Origin of the sequence: Amycolatopsis pigmentata, from assembly GCF_042684065.1 — a bacterium.
GTDB classification, from domain to species: Bacteria; Actinomycetota; Actinomycetes; order Mycobacteriales; family Pseudonocardiaceae; genus Amycolatopsis_E; species Amycolatopsis_E pigmentata.
Genome location: NZ_JBHUKR010000011.1, coordinates 343,625 through 363,299 on the forward strand (window position 1 = coordinate 343,625; position 19,675 = coordinate 363,299).

The 19,675-nt window shown below is 68.7% G+C and carries 17 protein-coding genes; 12 read left to right on the forward strand and 5 right to left on the reverse strand.

Annotated elements, in window-relative coordinates:
* The first annotated feature begins 135 nt into the window (after positions 1–135).
* The 7 genes from ACFSXZ_RS23720 to ACFSXZ_RS23750 all read left to right on the forward strand — a co-directional run bounded on the left by ACFSXZ_RS23720 (position 136) and on the right by ACFSXZ_RS23750 (position 6,912).
* Positions 136–1,242 carry an NDMA-dependent alcohol dehydrogenase gene (locus tag ACFSXZ_RS23720; RefSeq protein ID WP_378267591.1) on the forward strand — a complete coding sequence of 369 codons (1,107 nt, stop codon included), beginning with the start codon at positions 136–138 and terminating at the stop codon, positions 1,240–1,242.
* On the forward strand, positions 1,235–1,768 hold the full coding sequence (locus ACFSXZ_RS23725; RefSeq protein ID WP_378267343.1) for a UGSC family (seleno)protein: 534 nt from the start codon (positions 1,235–1,237) through the stop codon (positions 1,766–1,768). Before ACFSXZ_RS23720 ends, ACFSXZ_RS23725 begins: the two co-directional genes overlap by 8 nt.
* Positions 1,765–2,820, forward strand: coding sequence for a hypothetical protein (locus ACFSXZ_RS23730; protein ID WP_378267344.1), 1,056 nt, complete (start codon positions 1,765–1,767; stop codon positions 2,818–2,820). Before ACFSXZ_RS23725 ends, ACFSXZ_RS23730 begins: the two co-directional genes overlap by 4 nt.
* A complete protein-coding gene (locus tag ACFSXZ_RS23735; protein ID WP_378267345.1) occupies positions 2,817–3,053 on the forward strand; it encodes a hypothetical protein in 237 nt (78 codons plus the stop codon). Before ACFSXZ_RS23730 ends, ACFSXZ_RS23735 begins: the two co-directional genes overlap by 4 nt.
* A 150-nt stretch (positions 3,054–3,203) precedes the next feature.
* Positions 3,204–4,073: an SDR family NAD(P)-dependent oxidoreductase gene (locus tag ACFSXZ_RS23740; protein WP_378267346.1), complete on the forward strand. Its 870-nt coding sequence runs from the start codon at positions 3,204–3,206 to the stop codon at positions 4,071–4,073.
* A gap of 71 nt (positions 4,074–4,144) precedes the next feature.
* Entirely contained in the window at positions 4,145–5,374 is a 1,230-nt protein-coding gene (locus tag ACFSXZ_RS23745) for a MalY/PatB family protein (protein ID WP_378267347.1), read from the forward strand.
* Positions 5,371–6,912, forward strand: coding sequence for an outer membrane protein assembly factor BamB family protein (locus ACFSXZ_RS23750; protein ID WP_378267348.1), 1,542 nt, complete (start codon positions 5,371–5,373; stop codon positions 6,910–6,912). The genes ACFSXZ_RS23745 and ACFSXZ_RS23750 overlap by 4 nt, the downstream gene beginning before the upstream one ends.
* Here the strand turns inward: ACFSXZ_RS23750 and ACFSXZ_RS23755 are convergent.
* From ACFSXZ_RS23755 to ACFSXZ_RS23765, 3 genes are read right to left on the reverse strand one after another with little or no spacing between them, the layout of a single operon-like run.
* The gene (locus ACFSXZ_RS23755; protein WP_378267349.1) at positions 6,896–7,921 is read right to left on the reverse strand and encodes a LacI family DNA-binding transcriptional regulator; all 1,026 of its coding nucleotides are present in this window, start codon (positions 7,919–7,921) and stop codon (positions 6,896–6,898) included. The two genes, ACFSXZ_RS23750 and ACFSXZ_RS23755, sit on opposite strands and share 17 nt — an antisense overlap.
* A gap of 37 nt (positions 7,922–7,958) precedes the next feature.
* Entirely contained in the window at positions 7,959–9,374 is a 1,416-nt protein-coding gene (locus ACFSXZ_RS23760) for a glycoside hydrolase family 1 protein (protein ID WP_378267350.1), read from the reverse strand.
* The gene (locus tag ACFSXZ_RS23765) at positions 9,371–11,809 is read right to left on the reverse strand and encodes a glycoside hydrolase family 2 protein (protein ID WP_378267351.1); all 2,439 of its coding nucleotides are present in this window, start codon (positions 11,807–11,809) and stop codon (positions 9,371–9,373) included. Before ACFSXZ_RS23765 ends, ACFSXZ_RS23760 begins: the two co-directional genes overlap by 4 nt.
* Before the next feature lie 380 nt (positions 11,810–12,189).
* On the opposite strand from ACFSXZ_RS23765, the gene ACFSXZ_RS23770 reads away from it, so the two are divergent.
* From ACFSXZ_RS23770 to ACFSXZ_RS23780, 3 genes are all read left to right on the forward strand, one after another.
* Entirely contained in the window at positions 12,190–13,878 is a 1,689-nt protein-coding gene (locus ACFSXZ_RS23770; protein WP_378267352.1) for a sugar ABC transporter substrate-binding protein, read from the forward strand.
* Positions 13,879–14,036: 158 nt separating this feature from the next.
* Complete coding sequence (locus tag ACFSXZ_RS23775) at positions 14,037–15,266, forward strand: AAA family ATPase (protein ID WP_378267353.1); 1,230 nt, start codon at positions 14,037–14,039, stop codon at positions 15,264–15,266.
* 102 nt (positions 15,267–15,368) lie between these two features.
* A complete protein-coding gene (locus tag ACFSXZ_RS23780) occupies positions 15,369–15,848 on the forward strand; it encodes an RloB family protein (protein WP_378267354.1) in 480 nt (159 codons plus the stop codon).
* 11 nt (positions 15,849–15,859) lie between these two features.
* On the opposite strand, the gene ACFSXZ_RS23785 is transcribed toward ACFSXZ_RS23780, so the two are convergent.
* A complete protein-coding gene (locus ACFSXZ_RS23785) occupies positions 15,860–16,729 on the reverse strand; it encodes a hypothetical protein (protein WP_378267355.1) in 870 nt (289 codons plus the stop codon).
* 222 nt (positions 16,730–16,951) lie between these two features.
* Between ACFSXZ_RS23785 and ACFSXZ_RS23790 the strand changes: the two genes are divergently transcribed.
* Both ACFSXZ_RS23790 and ACFSXZ_RS23795 read left to right on the forward strand, forming a co-directional pair.
* Entirely contained in the window at positions 16,952–17,929 is a 978-nt protein-coding gene (locus ACFSXZ_RS23790) for a sigma-70 family RNA polymerase sigma factor (RefSeq protein ID WP_378267592.1), read from the forward strand.
* The gene (locus ACFSXZ_RS23795) at positions 17,926–18,498 is read left to right on the forward strand and encodes a TIGR03086 family metal-binding protein (protein ID WP_378267356.1); all 573 of its coding nucleotides are present in this window, start codon (positions 17,926–17,928) and stop codon (positions 18,496–18,498) included. The genes ACFSXZ_RS23790 and ACFSXZ_RS23795 overlap by 4 nt, the downstream gene beginning before the upstream one ends.
* A gap of 75 nt (positions 18,499–18,573) precedes the next feature.
* Here ACFSXZ_RS23795 and ACFSXZ_RS23800 read toward each other — a convergent pair whose 3' ends face one another.
* The gene (locus ACFSXZ_RS23800) at positions 18,574–19,476 is read right to left on the reverse strand and encodes a hypothetical protein (protein ID WP_378267357.1); all 903 of its coding nucleotides are present in this window, start codon (positions 19,474–19,476) and stop codon (positions 18,574–18,576) included.
* Positions 19,477–19,675: the final 199 nt, after the last annotated feature.

A 19,675-nucleotide genomic window follows, 5' to 3' on the forward strand; every position in this document is an offset into this window, starting at 1 on the left:
TTCAAGCGGAGGCGTCACCGGCTCTGCCGCCAGGCGAAAAGGTCCTTTGAGCACCGGCGGTGCGTGCCCGACCATCGGGAGATCGGCGAAATCGCGCGAAAGAGCACTGCCGTCGAGGAGGGGATGCGCCCGATGATGAAGACGAAGGCCGCTGTTCTCCGTGAGGCCGGCCCGGAGAAGTGGTGGGCGATCGAGGAACTCGATCTCGACGAACCCAAGGCCGGTGAGGTTCTGGTCCGGTTCGAAGCCGCCGGGCTGTGCCACTCCGACGAACACATCCGGGCCGGTGATTCGCCCGCCCGGCTGCCGATGGTCGGAGGCCACGAGGGCGCTGGCGTCGTCGAACGCGTCGGTCCCGGCGTCACCCGCGTGGCCGAGGGCGACCACATCGTGTGCTCGTTCATCCCCGTCTGCGGCAAGTGCCGCTACTGCTCGACGGGCCGCCAGAACCTGTGTGACGCGGGGCTGAACGCCGGAAAGGGCTGCCTTCCCGACGGCACGTTCCGCTTCCATTCCGGCGGTGACGACCTCGGGGGCATGTGCGTGCTGGGCACCTTCTCCGAACGCGCGGTGCTGTCGGAAACCTCGTGCGTGCGGTACGAGCCGGACATCCCGCCGGAAGCCGCCGCGCTGGTGAGCTGCGGTGTCACGACCGGCTGGGGCTCGGCGGTGTACGCGGCGGGCGTGCGGGCCGGTGACACCGTGGTGGTCTTCGGCATCGGCGGTGTCGGCATCAACGCGGTGCAGGGCGCCCGGTACGCCGGGGCGAAGACCGTGATCGCGATCGACCCGGTGCCGTTCAAACTGGAGATGGCGAAGAAGGTCGGCGCCACCCACACGTTCACCGATCCGGCCGCGGCCAAGGAGTTCCTGATCGATCACACTCGTGGTCAGCTGGCCGAGCACGCGATCCTCACCGTCGGCTTCATGACCACCGAGGTGGTGCTCCAAGGCGCGGAGATGGTCGGCAAGGACGGCCAGGTCACCATCACCGGCGTCGGCAAGTACGAACTGGGCGTGCCGGGCAGCATGATGGCGCTGTACCGCCGCAAGATCCACGGAGTGCTCTTCGGCAACGCGAATCCGCTCCACGACATCCCGCGCCTGCTCGACCTCTACCGCGCGGGACAGCTCAAGCTCGACGAGCTGATCACCCATCGCTACCGGCTCGACGAGGTCAACGACGGCTACCGGGACATGATGGCGGGCAAGAACATCCGGGGAGTGATCATCCATGGTTGACGCGATTCTCGACCCGACCGGCGGCACCCGCGTGAAGGCGGCTTCGGCGGTCCTGACGCCACAGCGCGTGCGGCTGGCGGGCGCGACGATCGGCTTGCTGGAGAACACCAAGCAGAACGCCGCGCTCTTCTTGGAAGAACTGGGAAAGCTTCTGCGCGAGCGACATGGTGTGGCCACCACGGTCGCGCGGACCAAGACCAATTTCGCCATGCCGGTCAGCGCCGAACTGATGCGGGAGCTGGCGGACGCCTGTGACGCCGTGATCACCGGTGTCGGCGACTGCGGGTCGTGCAGCGCGTCCGCGGTCGCCGACGGGGTCGCCTTCGAACGACAGGGTATCCCGGCGGCGGTGATCTGCAGCGACGCTTTCACGGTCACCGCCGACGCGATGGCCGAGTTGCGCGAGGCGAAGGGTTACCGGTATGCCAAGACCGCGCACCCGGTCGCCGTGCTGACGCCCGAGGAGATACGCAAGCGTGCGGAAGAGGCGTTGCCCGCGGTCGTCGAGATCCTGACCGGCTCATGACGCCACCCGATCCCGACCTTGATCCCCGGGCTGCCCAGCGAGCCATCGAATACTGCTACGAGCAGGACTGGACGGACGGCCTGCCGGTGGTGCCCGCGTCCCGTCCACTGGTGGACCGGTTCCTGGCCCGGACCACGCTGCCCCCGGAGACGGTGATCGGGCGGGTGGAGCAGCTCGACCGCGAGTGCACGGTCGAGCAGGCGGCGATCAACGCGGCGATGGCCGGGTGCCTGCCGGAGTACTTCCCGGTGGTGCTCGCCGCGTGGGAGGCGCTGATGCTGGAGCGGGCCGCTCGGGGTGGTGGCTGGCAGAGCACCAGCGGTCCGGCGCCGCTCATCGTGGTCAACGGGCCGGTGCGCGCCGAGCTGGGTTTCAACAGCACGGGAGGGGTTTTCGGGCCCGGCTTCCGTCCTAACGCGACGGTCGCGCGGGCGATCGGGCTGATCGTGCGCAACGCGTTCGGTATTCGCCCGCACGTGCTGGAGCAGGCCACGCAGGGTCTTCCGGGACGGTGGCAGATCTGCCTGGCGGAGAACGAAGAGGAAAGCCCGTGGGAGCCGCTGTCGGTCGAAACCGGGCTCGGCGAGAACGTCAGCGCGGTCTCGGCGACACTGCTGCGGACTTGTGAATATGTCGACAACCGGCATACTCAGGACCCCGAGCAGGTGCTCGCGGACATCGCGGACACGATGGCCCGCATCGGTGCGCTGATCTTCCGCGAGATGTCGTGCGGGGTGGTGCTTTGCCCCGAGCACGCGCAGATGCTGGCCAAGGAGGGCTTCTCCAAGGCGGACGTCAAGTCCTGGTTGCTCGACCACGTCGGGCGCACCGGTGCGGACCTGCGCGGGACGGGCAAGAACGGCCTGGGGAACAACGGAGTCCGCCACGCTTCGGCCGAACCCGGTGGCGACGAGGAGTTCCAGCGGTTCATGTCGGCACCGGTCCAGGTTCCGGTGGTCGTGGCGGGCGCGCGGAACGCCGCGATGTCGATGGTGGTGCGGGTTTTCGGGGAATGGTCGGGGAAATCGGTCCCGGTGGGAGGCACGGCATGATCAATCAAGACGGTCTCGAAGCGATGCGGACGACGCTCGCCGCCGACGGCTACGCGATGGACGTGAGCGAGGCGGGGGAGCGGGTGTCGGTGCGGATCACGGTGGCCGATCCGGACGCGTGCGCGGACTGCCTGGCGCCGGAGCCGATCATGCGCGGCATCCTCCAGCAGACCCTGGGCGTGCCCGAGCAGTCCATCGACCTCACCTACCCCGCCGATTCGGTCCATGACTAATGCGTGTCTCACAAGTCCGTGTTAGAGCCCGAGGTGAGGAGGTGCGCGCGAGTGCCGGAGGCTCGGATTTTCGGAGGCGGGCCGCCTGCGCGCGAAGGTGATGGTGCCTCGCGGGCCACGGCCCGTCTACGCAAATCCGATCGCGCGCCTTTGAAAACACAGTCTGAGAGACGGGTCGCGCTGGTCACCGGGTGCGGCAAGCGGGACGGGATGGGGCAGGCGATCGCGCGGACACTCGCGGCGAGCGGGGCCGCGGTGGTGGTCTCGGACGTCTTGCCCGCGGGGGTGGCGAACCAGCGGCAGGAACGTCTGGGAGTCGCTGGAACCGGCGACGACTGGCGTGGCGTGGAAAGCCTGGTGGAGGAGATCGAAGCCGGCGGCGGTACGGCCTCCAGCGTTGTGGGGGACATCGGCGAAGAGGACGACGCGCGCCGCATGGTCGGCGAGACGGTCGATCGGCACGGCGGCCTCGACATCTTGGTCAACAACGCGGCCGCGCCCCAGGGGCCCGACCGCCAGGACGTCGAAGACGCTCCCATCGAGGCGTGGGATCGCGTGATCCGGGTGAACCTGCGCGGCACGTACCTGATGTCGCGCTTCGCGGTGCCCGTGATGCGCAAGGCGCGGTGGGGCCGGATCGTCAACATTTCGTCGATGGCCGGGATGTCCGCCGCTCCCGCGGCGGCGGCGTATTCGGCGTCGAAGGCAGGGGTGCTCGGGCTGACCCGTTCGCTCGCGATGGACCTGGCTCCGTGGGGCATCACCGTCAACGCGATCTGTCCCGGGTTGGTCGGGACGAGCCGGGCCGTGCTCAGTCCCGATCCCGCCCTGGACGATCAGGAAGTCCTCGCGCAGCGCGGAAAGGCGATCGCGGTCGGCCGCGTCGGGCTGCCCGAGGACATCGCGGGCGCCGTGGCGTACCTGGCTTCCGACGCGGCCGGTTACGTGACGGCACAGACCCTGGTGCTCGACGGGGGCGGGTTCGGCCGGTTCCCGGTGAAGAGGCCCGACGACTCCTGAGTCCTCGGCGCTCGCCCAGGTCAGGGTTCTCCGGCAGGACAAGGACCGCCACCCAGGGGATGATTTCCCCTATGACACGCTCGCCGGGGGCGAACGGTGACGGTCCTCTGTCCGCCTACGATCTCGACTCGCTCCGCGAGCGCCGGAGTGTCAAATGGGCCACCTACCCGCCGGACGTGCTGCCGATGTGGGTGGCGGAGATGGACACGCCGCTCGCGGAGCCGATCGCGTCCGCGCTCACCGCCGCGATCCGGCGGGGCGACACCGGCTACGCGGCCGCGGGCCGGCTGCCGGAGGTCTACGCCGAGTTCGCGTCGAGGCGCTACGGCTGGCGCCCCGATCCCGCCGGGATGCGGCTGGTCGCCGACGTGATGAGCGGCGTCGTGGAAGCGATGTTGCTGACCACCACCAGGGGAGATCGCGTGGTGGTCAACACCCCGGCCTACCCGCCGTTCTTCGTCTGGCTGGACCGCATCGGCAGGCACATCGTGGAAAGCCCGCTCGCGCTGGGCGAAAGCGGCTACCGGCTCGATTTCGACCGCCTGGAGCGGGATTTCGCCGCCGGGGCCGAGGCCTACCTGTTGTGCAGCCCGCACAATCCGACCGGCTTGGTGTTCGGCGAAGAAGAGCTGGCCACGGTCGCCGGCCTCGCCGACCGGTACGGCGTGCGGGTGATCGCGGACGAGATCCACGCGCCGCTGACCTATCCGGAGGCCAGGCACGTTCCGTTCGCGTCGCTGGACACCGCGGCCTCGGCCCGCGCGATCACGCTGGTTTCCGCGACGAAGGCGTGGAACCTTCCCGGCCTCAAGACGGCACTGGCCGTGCCCGGCCCGGAAACCCCCACGGAACTCGCCCGGATTCCGGAGGAGGTGAGCGTGCGTGCCGGACTGCTCGGCGTGCTCGCTTCGGAAGCCGCCTTCGCGGAGGGAGAACCGTGGCTCGCGGGCCTCATGGCGGGTCTCGACGCCAACCGGCGTCTCCTGGGCGAAGCGCTCGTCGACAAGGTTCCCGCGATCCGTTGGTACCGCCCTCAAGCCACGTACCTGGCGTGGCTGGACTGCCGGGCTCTCGCCCTCGGTGCCGATCCGGCGGAGGTCTTCCTCGAGCGAGGCCGCGTCGCGCTGTCCCCGGGACCACGCTTCGGCGCGGCGGGCCAGGGCTTCGCACGCCTCAACTTCGCCACCGCGCCGGAGCGGGTGGCCGAAGCGGTCGACCGGATCGCCGCCGCGCTCCAGACCACCGAGTTTCCCCGAAACGTCCCGAATGACGGTGGTCTTGGTGATAGAAAACGGGGATGACCGAACCGCCCGGCAACCCCGTTCCTCCCCAGGACTCGAACCCGCGAAACCCGAACCCGCAGGGCTGGAACGCGCAGGGCGGCGATCCCCAAGGTTGGAGCACCCAAGGCTGGACCGCCCCGGGCACGAACCCGCAAGGCGGGTATCCCCCAGGCGCGAACCCCCAAACCTGGTATCCCCCAGGCTGGAATCCGGCGCCCGGGCAACCGGCGTACTGGCAGCCCATGCCGGGCGGTGTCGGGGGCGTCCCCCCGAAACCCCAGAGCCGCAAGGGTTTGCTGATCGCGCTCCTCGTGGTGGTCGTGGTGATCGCGGGAACGGGGATCACGCTCGCGGCCACTGGTGTCTTCTCCTCGGGAAACCACGGTTCGTCGTCGGCAGGTAGTGGTGGCGGCGGTTCCCATGCCGCGAAGAAGCTCTGGGCGGCACCGCCGGTCGGTGCCGACTCGAGTCAGGTACACGGCGGCTGGATCGTCGACGACCACACGGTCGCCTACCTCGCCCAATCGGGAATCACCGGCTACGACCTGACTACCGGACATCAGGTGTGGCAGGTGAACCCGCCCGCCGGGCAACAGGTCTGCGCGATGAGCCACGCCTCCGACAGCGGCATCGGCGCCGTCGGTTTCGGACCGGACAAGGACCACTGCACCGTGGTCGCGGCGATCGATGCCAAGGCAGGCAAGCAACTCTGGACCACCCAGCTGACGTTGCCGAGCAATTTCCAGGGTTACACCGGCCTCGTCGGAGCACTGTCGGTCGCCGAAACGACCGTGGTCGTCGACGATCCCGAAACCGCCTTCGGCTTCGGCGCGGCCGACGGCGCGAAGCATTGGGAGGCGCCGAAGGTGCCCGACGGGTCCGACCTCGGCGGCGACTGCACCTCGCTGGACGCGCTGGCGACCGGCAACCAGACGGCGCAGATCCTGGACTGCGATTCCGGTGGGGTCAAGGTCGTCACCTACGACACCGCCACCGGCCAGGTGAAGTGGACGGAGGACGCGTCGAACGACCGCGCGCCCGGCTCGTGGTGGCTCTTGTCGTCGAACCCCGTGGTCGCGGTGGACGCCAGGACCGGCATGTACTACCTCCCCGGGCAGGGCATGCCACCCGTCCCGATCGGCGTGACCAGCGGCCGGTACGCGTCGTCACACCACGAATACGGTACGTCCGTGTTCTCCGGCACCACCATGGTCACCGTGGACACCGGCGAGCAGGAGACGATGCACACCACGTACTCGGTGACCGCCTACGACATCACCACCGGTAAGCCATTGTGGACACACAAGTTCGATCCCGATTCCTCCGCGGTCGTCGCCGGTCTCGACAACGGGAACGTGAAGGTCGACTACACGCCGCCGGACAGCGACGACACACAGCAGATTCTGTCGTTCGCTCTCGCCGACGGGGCGATGGGCCAGGGACCGACCTTCGGCGGGGGCCAGGACGGCAGCGCCGAGCCGCTGGCCGTTCAGCTCGTCGACGACAAGATCGTCCAGTTCGGCTCGCCGAAGGCACCCGTCACCGTTTGGCGGTGACCTGCGGCGGCGCGGTGGTTCCGCGCACGGCGAGGCTGAGCGTCTCCGCCTGAACGGCGTGCGGCTCGCCGCCGTCGAGGATGTCGGCGAGGGTGCGGGCCGCGGTCATCCCGAAGGCCGGGATGTCGCGGGCGAGCGCGGTCAACGGCGGGTGCACGAGCCGGCACAGCGGCGAGTCCTCCCAGGACACAATGGACAGTTCCGTGGGCACCGCGACGCCCAGTTCCTGAGCCACCGCGAGCCCGGCCACGGCCATCACGTCGTTGTCGAAGACGATGGCGGTCGGCCGCTTGCGTCCGCGGAGCAGTTCGCGGGTGAGGCGGGCGCCCTCCTCGGCGGAGAAGTCGCCGTCCACCACCCGCACCCGCATCCCCCGCTCCGCGGCGACCCGTTCGAAGGCGGCCGTCCGTGTGGTCACGTGCCGCAGTTCCGTCAGGCCGGCGACGCGGGCGACGCTCCGGTGGCCCAGTTCCGCGAGGAACTCCACCAGCGAGCGCATGGGCACCCGGTCGTCGGCCCACACGGAACCGATTCCGGCGCGCTCCGGCCGTCCTCCGGCGACCACGGCGGGCAGCCCGAGTTCGGCCAGCACGTCCAGGCGCGGGTCGGAGACCCGGTGGTCGACCATGATCACCCCGTCGACCCGGCGGGCGGCCCACCACCGCCGGTACACCTCACATTCCGCGTCGACGTCCGGGACCACCTGGAGCACCAACGCCAGGGATCGCTCCGCCAGCACCGCTTCTATCCCGGAAATGAGCTGCATGAAGAACGGTTCGAGGCCGAGAATCCGCGCGGGGCGGGCGAACGCGAGCCCGACCGCGCCCGCCCGGTCCGCCGACAGCGCCCGTGCGGCGGTGTTCGGTACCCAGCCCAGTTCTTCGGCGATCCGCAGCACACGGCGGCGGGTCGGCTCGGAGACGCCGGGCCGCCCGTTGAGCGCGTAGGACACCGCGCCCTTGGACAACCCGGCGGCCCGGGCGATATCGGACATCGTCGGTCGCTTCACCGCACTCCTTGGCTGTTCCGTACGTCGCGCCCGCCGATTACAGCACGATGCCGTTTCGCGCTATTACTTGCGAGTACCATCCAGCGCTCGCCTTCGCCACGCGCCGCTGGGTCGGGTAATCGACGAAGTACAGTCCGAAGCGGCGCGCGTAGCCCTCTCCCCACTCGAAGTTGTCCATCAGCGACCAGCAGAAGTAGCCACGGACGTCGACACCGGCCTCGATGGCGTTGTGCAGCGCGAGCAGGTGTCCTTTCAGGAAGTCGATCCGCTCTTCGTCGTCCACACCGCCCTCGGGGTCGATGTAGTCGTCGAACGCGGCGCCGTTCTCGGTGATGTAGATCGGCGGCAGCGCGGGGTAGTCCCGCTTCAGCCGCACCATCAGTTCTTCCAGGCCGTCGGGTTCGACCGTCCAGCCCATCTGGGTCAGCGGCAGGTTGTCCGGGCGGATCTGGTGGGCGTCGAGGCTCGGCCGCAACGGGTGCCTGGCGTCCGGGTCGTCGCCGGTCCTCACCCAGGTTCGCGTGTAGTAGTTGACCCCGAGGAAGTCCAGCGGAGCGCTGATCTTTTCCAGGTCGCCGTCGAGGACGCCGTCGAACTGTGCTTTGTGGGGGGCACCGCCCCCCACACCCCCCGCTGGGGGCAAGCCCCCAGAGCCCCCGTACCAGCGCAGCATGTCCTCCGGGTACTCGCCGCGCAGGAGCGGATCGAGGAACCAGCGGTTGTGACAGCCGTCCATCCGCACGGCCGCTTCCTCGTCGTCCGGCGTCGCCGCCCGTGTCGGCGTCAGGTTGAGCGTGATGCCGACCTGACCGCTGGTCTGCCGCAGGATCGGCACGGCGGCCGCGTGCGCGCAGAGCAGGTGATGCGCGGCGAGCAGCGCCGACGGACCGTCGGTGAGCCCCGGGGCGTGCCGTCCGCTGCCGTAGCCGACGAACGAGGAAACCCACGGCTCGTTCAACGTGATCCACAGTGGCACCCGGTCGCCGAGCGCTTCCGCGACGACCTCGGTGTAGCGGGCGAAGGCGTCGATCACCAGGCGCTCGGCCCAGCCGCCCTTGTCCTGGAGGGGCTGCGGAAGATCCCAGTGGTAGAGGGTGACCGCGGGGGTGATGTTCCGTTCCAGCAGGCCGTCCACGAGGCGGCGGTAGTGGTCGAGGCCGGCCTGGTTCACCTCACCGGTGCCCTCGGGCAGGATCCGCGGCCAGGCCAGCGAGAACCGGTAGCCCGTCACGCCCAGATCGGTGAGCAGGTCCAGGTCGCTTTCCCACCGCTGGTAGTTGTCGCAGGCGATCGCGCCCGTGTCACCGTGCCGCACGGCGCCCGGGGTGGCCGAGAAGGTGTCCCAAATGGACGGTCCGCGTCCGTCCGCGGTCACCGAGCCTTCGATCTGGTACGAGGCCGTGGCCGCGCCCCAGGTGAATCCCTCGGGCATGAGTTTCGCCGGATTCGTCATCGCTTGCCTCCCAGTTGGTTTGCCGTGCGCAGGGCTGACGTGAACGCGCGGGGGTCTAGGCGGGCCGGGGCGCGCACCGTGAAGGTGGCCGTTTCTCCCGGCAGGACCGTGAGCAGGGCCTGATCGGCGACGGCGTCCTCGGCCACCAGGTCGGCCGCGAGCGTGAGGTCGCGGAGCAGGGTTTCCGCCGTCACGGTGACCCGGTACCCGCTGGGTACCTCGTCCGCGTTCACCGAGTATTCGGCGACCGGGAGTTTCTGCTCCAGGTCTTCGGCGAAGAACCAGGTCGACACCGGCGCGCCCGCGCTGGTCGCGACCAGCAGTTCGGCCGTCGGGTCCCCGGGGGTGACCAGTTCGCCGGGAAGCTCCAGAGTGGACGCGCCACGGGCGTCCACCGTGGCGGTCAACTCGGCGCGGGCGAGTTCGGCGCCGTCGAAGGCCGCCCGCCGGACCTCGACGCGCGTCTCCCAGGGGTCGCCGGTGTCGTTGACCAGGACGACCGCCGGCCGTCCCGCACGGGGCTGAATGGTCATCAGCCTCTCGGCGTAGGAGTCCCGCAACGCGTACCAAGCGGGTTTGAGGCGACCGTCGCCGTCCACAACGGACCAGGAGATGACCGGCCAGCAGTCGTTGAGCTGCCACACGATCGTCCCCGCGCATCGTGGCGTGTGGGACCGGAAGTGCCGGACGCCGAGGGCGACCGCGCGAGCCTGGGCGAGCTGGGTCGCCCAGTGCCAGTCCTCGAACCCGGCCGGGGGCGGGAAGTGCTCGGCCAGCCTCCGGTCCAGCCCCTCCATCCCCGCGTTGGCCTTGTAGTGCCCGACGACACCGGGCGAGGACTCGGAGAGCTCTTCGCCGGGCAGGGCACGCCGTAGCGTGGTCAACGCCGGCGCTCCGCAGAACCCGAATTCGCTGGCGAACCGCGGGATGTAGTCCCGGTAGGCGGTGTAGTCACGAAGGTTCCAGACGTCCCAGATATGTGCGCAACCGTGATCGGGATCGTTGGGAAGGATGTCGTCGGAGAAGGACCACGGACTGCTCGGGATGTAGGGCCGGGTGCCGTCGAGTTCGTCGACGATGGCGGGCAGTACCTCGGTGTAGTAACCGATGCCCCAGGTCGCGTCGCCGATCAGGTCGTTCCAGCCACGTGCTTCGTGCAGCCAGGCGTTCTCGTTGGAGCCGTTCCAGAGCACCAGGCTCGCACGCCCGGAAAGCCTGGTGACCGCCTCGCGCGCCTCGGCGATGACCTCCCGGCGCAACGGCTCCTCTTCCGGATAGTCCGCGCACGCGAACAGGAAGTCCTGCCACACCAGCAGGCCCATCTCGTCGGCCAGGTCGTAGAAGTCCTCGGACTCGTAGATCCCGCCGCCCCACACCCGCACCAGGTTCACCCCGGCGTCGACGGCCTGGGTGAGCCGTCGAGCGTAGCGGTCGCGATCGACGCGATGCGGGAAGCAGTCGTCGGGAATCCAGTTGACGCCCTTCGCGAACACCGGCACCCCGTTGATGACGAAGGTGAACCGCGTCCCGTGCTCGTCCTTCGTGGTGTCGAGTTCGACGGTGCGGAAGCCGATCCGTCCCGACCACTCGTCGAGCACTGTCCCGTCCATTGTGGACAAGGTGACGGCGAGGTCGTGACGCGCGGGGGAGCCGTATCCGCGCGGCCACCACAGCTCCGGCTCGTCGATGCCGAGGCGCAGCACGGCGGTCGAGGAGTCGCCGTCGAGCACCACGGTGGTCTCACGCTCGCCGACCCTGGCCTTGACCACGACCGGCCCTTCGCCGTCCCGCCTCAACTCGGCGTGCACCGCGACCCGCCCGGTCGTGCCGTCCATCGTGGCCAGCGGGCGGACCGAGGAGAACCTGGCGGTGTGCCATTCCTCGAGCGCGATCGGCCGCCAGATCCCGGCGGTGACCAGCTCGGGACCCCAGTCCCAGCCGAAGTTGCACGCCATCTTCCGGATCATGTTGAACGGGAACCGGTTGGTGTGCGGACGTTCGCCGACCTCCGCCCGCACGGCCTCGGCGTGGTCGAGCGCGCTGGTGAACGTCACGGCCAGGTGGTTGGTGCCTTCGCGCAGCGCCGGGGCGAGAGCGAACCGGAAGGACCGGTGCATGTTGCGGGTGCGCGCGATCTCCACGCCGTTGAGTTCGATGTGGGCGACCGTGTCGAGGCCCTCACACACCAGGTCGGTGTTCGGTCCGGACGGCGTCCAGTCGAAGGTCGTCTCGTAGCGCCAGTCGGTACGCCCGATCCAGGCCAGCTTCGCCTCGTTGTCGTCCAGGTAGGGGTCGGGGATGAGGCCGGCGGCCAGCAGGTCGGTGTGCACGCAGCCCGGCACGGTCGCGGGCACGACCCGTCCGGACTGTTCGGGCGGGACGGAACCGCCCGCCGCGCGCAGCGTCCAGCCATCATGCAGCGGTGTGCGCCTCATCGCTTCCCTTCTCCTTTTTCGGTGTGTATGTGGGGGTTTTCGTCCTTTTCGGCGGTCGCCGGGCAGGATTCGATCATCCACTTCGGACACCCGCGCGAGCGAACTCCTCTCCTCCGCGCTCCACGCTGCCCGACGAGGTTAACCGGTTAAGTGGCGGTTGTGTCAAGCTCGATCGTCCTGACCGGGGCGGTTCAGGGCGGACGTTCGCCTCGTCGTCGTGCGCGGTCGGTGAGGAACTGCCGCGTGAAACGCGCGGTTGATCAGCCTGCCGGGCGCCGACCCGTCGACCCAGGGTGCCGTGCTCGACTCCGATCTTGAGCCGATCGGGCTATTTGTCCGACATGGGGCTGATAGCGCGCCGCCGCGGATATATTCATGTCGTGCAATCATCGGTGCTCGCCGGCCTGGGTTCCCCCATCGCCGCCATCGGGACGACCGCGTCGACCATCGTCACCATCTGCGCGGCCGTGACCGGGGTGACGGTCCTGGTTCGCGGTGTCGCCTCGAGATCTCGTCGGGACATCGCCCGTAAACTCAAGATCTGCTGGCAGGTAGGGCCGGACGTCGAGCAAACGGGCGCCCTCGCGTACAACGAATCCAAAGAGTCCTTCGAAGAGGTGGTCCTCACGGTCACCTGCGGACTGCGCGGACGTGAGGTACGGCGGGACATCGGGCTCCTTCGAAGCGGGCAGGACTACCTGTGGGCCGGTCCGCTCGTGCACGACGCGATAGCGGCGAAACGTTCCGACCGCCCGGTCGTCGTGGAGGCGGGAGAAACGCACATCACCAAGCCGCACGGGGTGCAGGCCACGTTCCGGAACGGCAAGGCCTTCTGGTTCCGGGACGAGGAGCAAACGGGACGAGTGGACGAGCTCGTCATCTGGGCCGAAAAGACCCGAGCCGTCACGCTGAAGCGCTACTTCGGGCGACGGAGCGCGTTCAAGCGCGCTTACCCGGTGTCGGTCACGGTGCGGGCATTCGAGCGGACCGAGGCGCTCGAACAGGCTTTCACGACCCTGGCAGCGACCGGGGATCCGTCGCCGGAGCACGGAATCCCGGACATCGTGGTGGGGCCCCACGACTGGATCGGCCGGGTCGCCCGCGAGGAGTCCGTGGTCGAGCCTCCCATCAGCCGCAGCTGGACCCGGCGCATCGCGCCCGCCGCGCTCGACGCGCTCAGCAGGAACGACCGGCTCTACGCGATCCCGTACGTCTTCGACAGCGTCGCCCTGATCAGGAACGACACCCTGGCCGGTACCGGTCCGATGCCGCGGACGCTGGTCGAAGCCGTTGAGGCCGGGACGGAAGTGATGCGAGGCAAGGACATCACCGGCGGCATGCCCGTCGCACTCCAGGTCGGCGCCCCGGACGCCAACGGAAATGCCGGCGATCCCTACCACATGTGGCCCCTGTTCTCCAGCCTGGGCGGGTCCTTCTTCGGCTATCAGGACAGTGGCCGTTTCGACGACATCTCGGACTGGCGGGATCGGTTCGTGGAGGCGTTCACCCGGCTGGCCGAGTTCGGGGGTGACGGTGTCCTGCCGCCCGCGCTCGGGCGTACCGAAGCGCTGGAGCTGTTTCTGGGCGGGCGTGCGCCGTTCTTCATCTGCTCGTCCCGCGGCCTCGCCGCCATCCGTGCCCGGGGGATGAAGGTGACCGTCGCCGCGGTGCCGGCCGCCGGTCACCACGCCGCGCGGTCGATGGTCTCCGCCTACGGTTTCTACATCTACGAGGGCGGGCTGAACATCCCCGCCGCGCGCGATCTGGTGAGCAGTTATGTCGCGCAACCCAAGGCAGGCTTGGACCTCAACCGCATCCAGCCGCTGGTGCCGGTGCAGCAGGACGCCATGTCCCGCGTCGCCGAACGGGATGCCGCCCTCGCGCCGTATGTCGACCAGTGCCGCACGGGTCTGGTAATGCCGTCGTGGCCGGAGATGCGCGAAGCCTGGAAACTCATCGGGCGCACCGAATACCGGGTCCTCGCCGGTGACGGCGACCCGCGTCAGCTGGCGGAAGAAGCCGCCACCCAGGGATGGGAGCTACTACGGGAAGCCCGGGGAGCCGATTAGACGGTTGCCTATGGTGATCACGTCACGCCCGCGGCCCTTCACCGGCCGAGGCCGCCGGTCACCTGATCGCATGGCCAAACCCACTTCAGGCCATCTCAGGAGGAAAAACTGCACGAACGAGGGCATGATGGGCTGCATGAGCCCACGAAGGAGGTGTCATGCTGCTCAGCTTCCGCGCCGCGAACGTATTGTCACTGCGCGATGAGCAACGGCTGTCCTTCGTCGCTACGGAGTTGGACGACGGCTCGGCCCGTCCGACCTCGGTGCGGGAGAACGGTAAACCCGTCTCGGTCGTTCCCGTCGTCGGAATTTATGGAGCCAACGCCTCCGGCAAGACCAACGTGCTCGCCGCGCTGCGCTTGATGCGCGACGCTGTCCTGCAGTCGGTGTCCTGGATCAGTCAGCCGAGTCCGGCTCGCCGGACACCGTTCGCGCTGCACCCGAAGTACATTGACGAACCGTCGTTCTACGAGATCGACATCGTAGTGGACGACGTCCGTTACACGTACGGCTTCGAAATCGACGACAACCGGGTGCTCGGCGAGTGGTTGCATGCTTACCCCAAGGGGCGACGGCAGGTCTGGTTCGACCGCGACGGAGACGACATCCAGTTCCCCGGTGAGGGGTTGCGCGGCGAGAAGTTGGAACTCGCACGCCGCACGCGGCCGGACGCGCTCTTCCTGACGGTGGGCGCGGAATGGAATCACGAGCAGTTGCTTCCGGTGCATGCCTGGTTCAGGGACAACCTGTGGCTCATCAGCCCGGAAGACGACCGGCCGCAACGTTTGGCCCACACCAAGCAAAAGGTGATACGCGACGCGGTCGCCAAGGAAAGGGTCACCCGGCTGCTGGCCGTCGCCGATCTGGGCATTGTGGACATCCAGATCACGTCGGTCGCCGATGAGGAGATCCGTCTGGTGCATCGCGCCGACGACCGGCGGGTACCAATCGACTTCGCGGCCGAGTCCATGGGGACACAGGCCTGGTTCGCGCTGCTCGGCCCCTTGCTCGACGCGTTCGACCGCGGCACCACGGTGCTCGTCGACGAACTCGACGCGAGCTCGCATCCGACAATGGCCGCTGAGGTCATCCGGATGTTCGAGAGCGCTGACGCGAACCCCGGCACCGCCCAGATGCTGTTCACCACTCACGACGCGACGCTGCTGCGTACGCTCGCCGGAGGTGGCCATGTCTTGGGGCGCGACGTCGTATGGTTCACGGAGAAGGGCGCCGACGGCGCCACCGGCCTGTACCCGCTGGCCAGCCTGCGGCCCCTGCCTCGCAAGGACGAGAACCTCGAACGCGGCTACCTGCTCGGCAGGTACGGCGGTACGCCGCGCGTCGTCCCCGGCGAGCTGGCAAGGGCGGTCGAAGAGGCACTGGCGTGAGCCCTGACAAGATCAGAAAGAAGCGGCAGCGGGGCACGAGCCTGACCGCCGCGCCGCCACCAGAGTCTCCTATGCCGTGGCCGTGGCCGAGGGCAGGGTCTCGTGGTCGCGGAAGACGACGCCAGGCATCGGCGCGGTCAGTACGAAGAGATCTGGGCGATCTTCGATCGGGACGAGCACCCGGATGTGCTGACGGCACGCGACGCGGTCAAGGATCATCCGAAGATCAAGATCGCGTTCTCCCATCCGTCCTTCGACTTCTGGCTCCTCCTGCATTTTTCGTTGTTCGACGTGCCACAGGACGGCCACAACGACGACGTCCTCACCAGGCTGGCAGCGTGTCCCGGGTTCACCGGTTTCGGCCCGAGCGACAAGAAGATCACTCAAGCACGAGCCGATGAGCTTCGGCCACGGGCCGGAGCGGCGGTTAGACACGCGCGGAAGCTGGAGAAACGATGCGAGGACGATCGCTGCGTTCATGACCGTGGTACGGCATCGCGCTGCGGACTGCTTGACCAGGACCCCTCGACAGGAATGTGGCGACTTTTGGAGAGCCTGGGGGTCTTACGACTGCTGAGGTAGCCCCCGCCTGGTCAGTGGCCGCCCTTGAGGACCTGGTCGGTCACGTCAGTGGTCTGGTCCGCGGGCGGCGCGGTCACGTTCACCGGGATACCGAAGTCCGACAGCACCTCGGTCACGTCGATGGTGATCGGTCCGCTCTGCCCGTTCGGCCGCGACGGCGGGTTCGCCATCGTCTCGGTGAACGTCATCTTGCGTAGCCGCCCCTGATCGTCGATCCACACCTGCGCGGGCACCGTGTGCGTGCCGAGTTGCTGCTCCAGTTTCCGCACGGCCTGTTCCCGCTGCGGTGACTGGTTCGCGGCGGCCTTGTCGAGGTCCAGCGTCACGTTGTAGTGAGTGGTCTGGACCCCGTCGACCGTCTCCTGGCCCACCTTGGTGACCTGGTCGCCGGCACCCCGCAGGTAGCCCAGGGTGTCGGTGGGGTCACCCGGGAGGCTGGACTGCAGGTCGGCCAACGACGCGCCGTACTGCTGCTGGGCGATCCTGTTCAGGTCGAGCGAACTCCACGGCTTTCCGGCGCCCATCCGCTGGGCCAGTTGTGGCGGTAGTTGCGCGTAGACCAACCCGTTGAGGAACCGGACCTCCATGCTGCCCAGCCCCATGTTCTCGGTGAGATCGGCGCTCGGCCCGGCGAAGTCGATCACGCCGGACGCGTTCACCGGCACCTTCTGCCCGCCGGTGCCGATCTCCGTGGTGATCGTCGTCTTCGCGGTCTTCGCCGCGGTCGTCCTGTCGTAGGCGGCGGCCACGACCTGGTCCGAGGTGCCGGAGTCCGGCTGAGCCGCGGGGCTCCCGCTCGGGGTGTTGTTGTTCGTGCAAGCCGTCGCCACCAGCCCGGCCATCGCGAGCACGGTTCCGGCGGCCCCCATCTTCCGGCGCATTCGTTCCTCCCAGAGTCCGCGCCCGGCCAGGCGCGGACTACGACTACCCAGAAGCCCCGCCACCATCTCGTCATTGGTGATGTAAATCACATCTGCCGTTTGATGGCCCTGGTCCAGGCCCCGGGCCGCTCCACGACACGCGTCGGGAGGACGGCCGGGCGATGAGTTTTTTCCGCCGGTCCGGTCTGTACAGGCAGGGCGAGCAAGGGAGAAGCTATGACCATGACTCTGACCGAGCGGCCGGCCGACGAGGACTTCCTTCGCGCGGCGGACCCGTTCCGGCGCGAACTTCTCGCGCACTGCTACCGCATGCTCGGATCGGTGCACGACGCCGAGGACCTGGTGCAGGAGACCTACATCCGCGCCTGGCGGTCGTACGAGAAGTTCGAGGGCAGGTCGTCACTGCGCACCTGGCTGTACCGGATCGCCACCCGGGTGTGCCTGACCGCGCTGGAAAAGCAGAGCAAGCGGCCGTTGCCGAGCGGTCTCGGCGGGGAGAGTTCCGACCCGGAAGGGGCGCTGGAGGAGCGGCCCGAAGTGCCGTGGCTGGAGCCCGTGCCGGACGCTTTGATCGGCGGCGACCCGGCCGCCGTCGTCACTTCGAAGGAGAGCATCAGGCTGGCGCTGATCGCCGCGCTCCAGTACCTGCCTCCGAGGCAGCGGGCGGTACTGATTCTGCGTGACGTCCTGCAGTGGCGGGCCGCCGAGGTGGCCGAAGCCGTGGGCATCACGACGGCCGCGGTGAACAGCATTCTCCAGCGGGCCCGCGCCCAGTTGCAGGAGGCCACTCCGGCCGAGGACAAGGTCGCCGAACCCACCGAAGCCGAGCAGCGGGCGCTGCTGGATGCCTACGTCACTGCGTTCGAGCGCAAGGACATCGCGGCGATGGTCGAGTTGTTCACCAAGGACGCGGTGTGGGAGATGCCGCCGTTCACCGGCTGGTACTCCGGTGTCGAGGACATCGTCCGGCTCATCGACACCCAGTGCCCGGCGAAGGGCCCCGGCGACATGCGGCTCATCCCGACCACCGCGAACGGGCAGCCCGCGTTCGGCCTCTACATGATCGACGGTGACGTGCACCGTCCCTTCCAGTTGCACGTTCTGACGCTCGACGGGGCAGCGGTCTCCCACGTGGTTTCGTTCTTCGACACCCGGCTGTTCGCGAAGTTCGGTCTCCCGGAGATCCTGGAAACACGATGACCAAGCCGCACAGGGCGGCGCTGCGCGGCGGCGTCGGCCTGCTCGAACGTGCCGTCGCCTACCTGCTCGGGAGTCTGGAAGGACTGGATCAGCGGCAGTTGGCGAGGCCGACACCTTGTCCTCGGTGGGATCTCCGGGCACTGCTGGCCCACATCGACGATGCCGTGCTGGCGCTGCACGAGGCCGCGTGGACCGGGTCCGTCGGGCTTGAAATGTCCTCTGTGGACGGTGATCCGGTGGCATCGGTACGGGAACACGCCGGGCGGCTGCTCGGTGCCTGGGCGTGCCCGTCCTCGCCCGGGGCGGTGTTCGTCGCGGGTTCACCGCTGACCGCCGGAATCGTCACCGGCACCGGCGCGCTGGAAGTGGCCGTGCACGGCTGGGATCTCGCCCGTGCCCGCGGAACCGATCACCCGCTCCCCGCCGGACTGGCCGAAGAACTGCTGGAACTGGCGCCGTTGTTCGTCGCTCCCACCGACCGGCCGGGACGCTTCGCCCCGCCGGTCACGCTCCCGTCCGGAGCTCCACCGGGCGATTGCCTGCTCGCGTTCCTCGGCCGTCGCCCGTGAGCGTGTTCCGGGTTCGCCGCGCTGGGGGTGCGGCGAACCCGGAACACCGGACCTGGCGCGTGTTCAAACCCCTGCCTAACCGCCGGCCGGCGTCTTCGGTGCGTCGCTCGCGTCCTTCCAGCACCACTTGCCGTTTTCGTTGGCCAGCTTCGCGGTGATGGTGTCGGGGGCGCCGTCGTAAACGACATCGATGACACCGGTGTACTCGGTGTCCGTGACCTTGGTCGGCTCACTGGTGATCTTCGCGTCGCTCACCGAGTCGACCCTGGTGACCGCGTTGCCGAGCTGGGGGTTGCCGTCCTGGCAGATCGTCCCGCGCAGCGCGGCCTGGTCGTGCTTGTTGAGGCCATCGGTGATGGCCTGCAACGTGGTGTGGGGCGTGGAACTCTGGGAGGTGACGAGAAAGAAGCCAGGGACCACGAACCCGGTGACGCCCACCGCCCCCAGGATGACGACGATCGCGACGCTCAGGCCGATCCAGAGACCCGTCTTGCTCTTGCGCTGTTCTTCCTGCGGAGCACCGAAGCCGCCCGGTTGCCCATAGCCGGGGTAGGCCGGCTGACCGTACGCGGGCTGGCCGAACTGGTCCTGGTAGCCGCCGCTCTGGGGAAAATTCGCGGGAAAGTTCTGGGGATAACCACCCTGCGGAAAGCCACCGGACTGGGGATAACCACCCTGCGGGAAACCGCCTTGCGGGAAGCCACCGGATTGCGGATACCCGGAGGAGTCCGGAGCGCCGGGCTGCCCGAATTGAGGAAACCCGGACGAGTCCGGCGCACCGGGCTGCCCGAACTGGGGAAACCCGGAGGAGTCCGGAGCACCGGACTGTCCGAACGGGGGGAACCCAGAGGCATCAGGCGCACCAGGCGGCCCGAACTGGGGGAATCCGGAGGAGTCCGGACCACCCGGCGCTCCGGACTGGCCAGACCCGCCGGGCTGCTGCCCGGACGGCTGCTCCGGCTGCGGTGGATAAGTCATCGGTACTGCCTCCCGTGATCACTGCGCCCGCAAGCATAGGCGCCACCGGAAGCCGCCGGGGCGGGTTGGCCCACGCGCACCAGGCAGCAAGGATAGCCGTTCACGACGGGAAAGGGCACGGAACCCGGCATTTCGCGCCGTGTCCCGTCGCCACCTGGTCCAACCCACTTGTGCGCGTAAGTTACGCACCCGTGCCCGA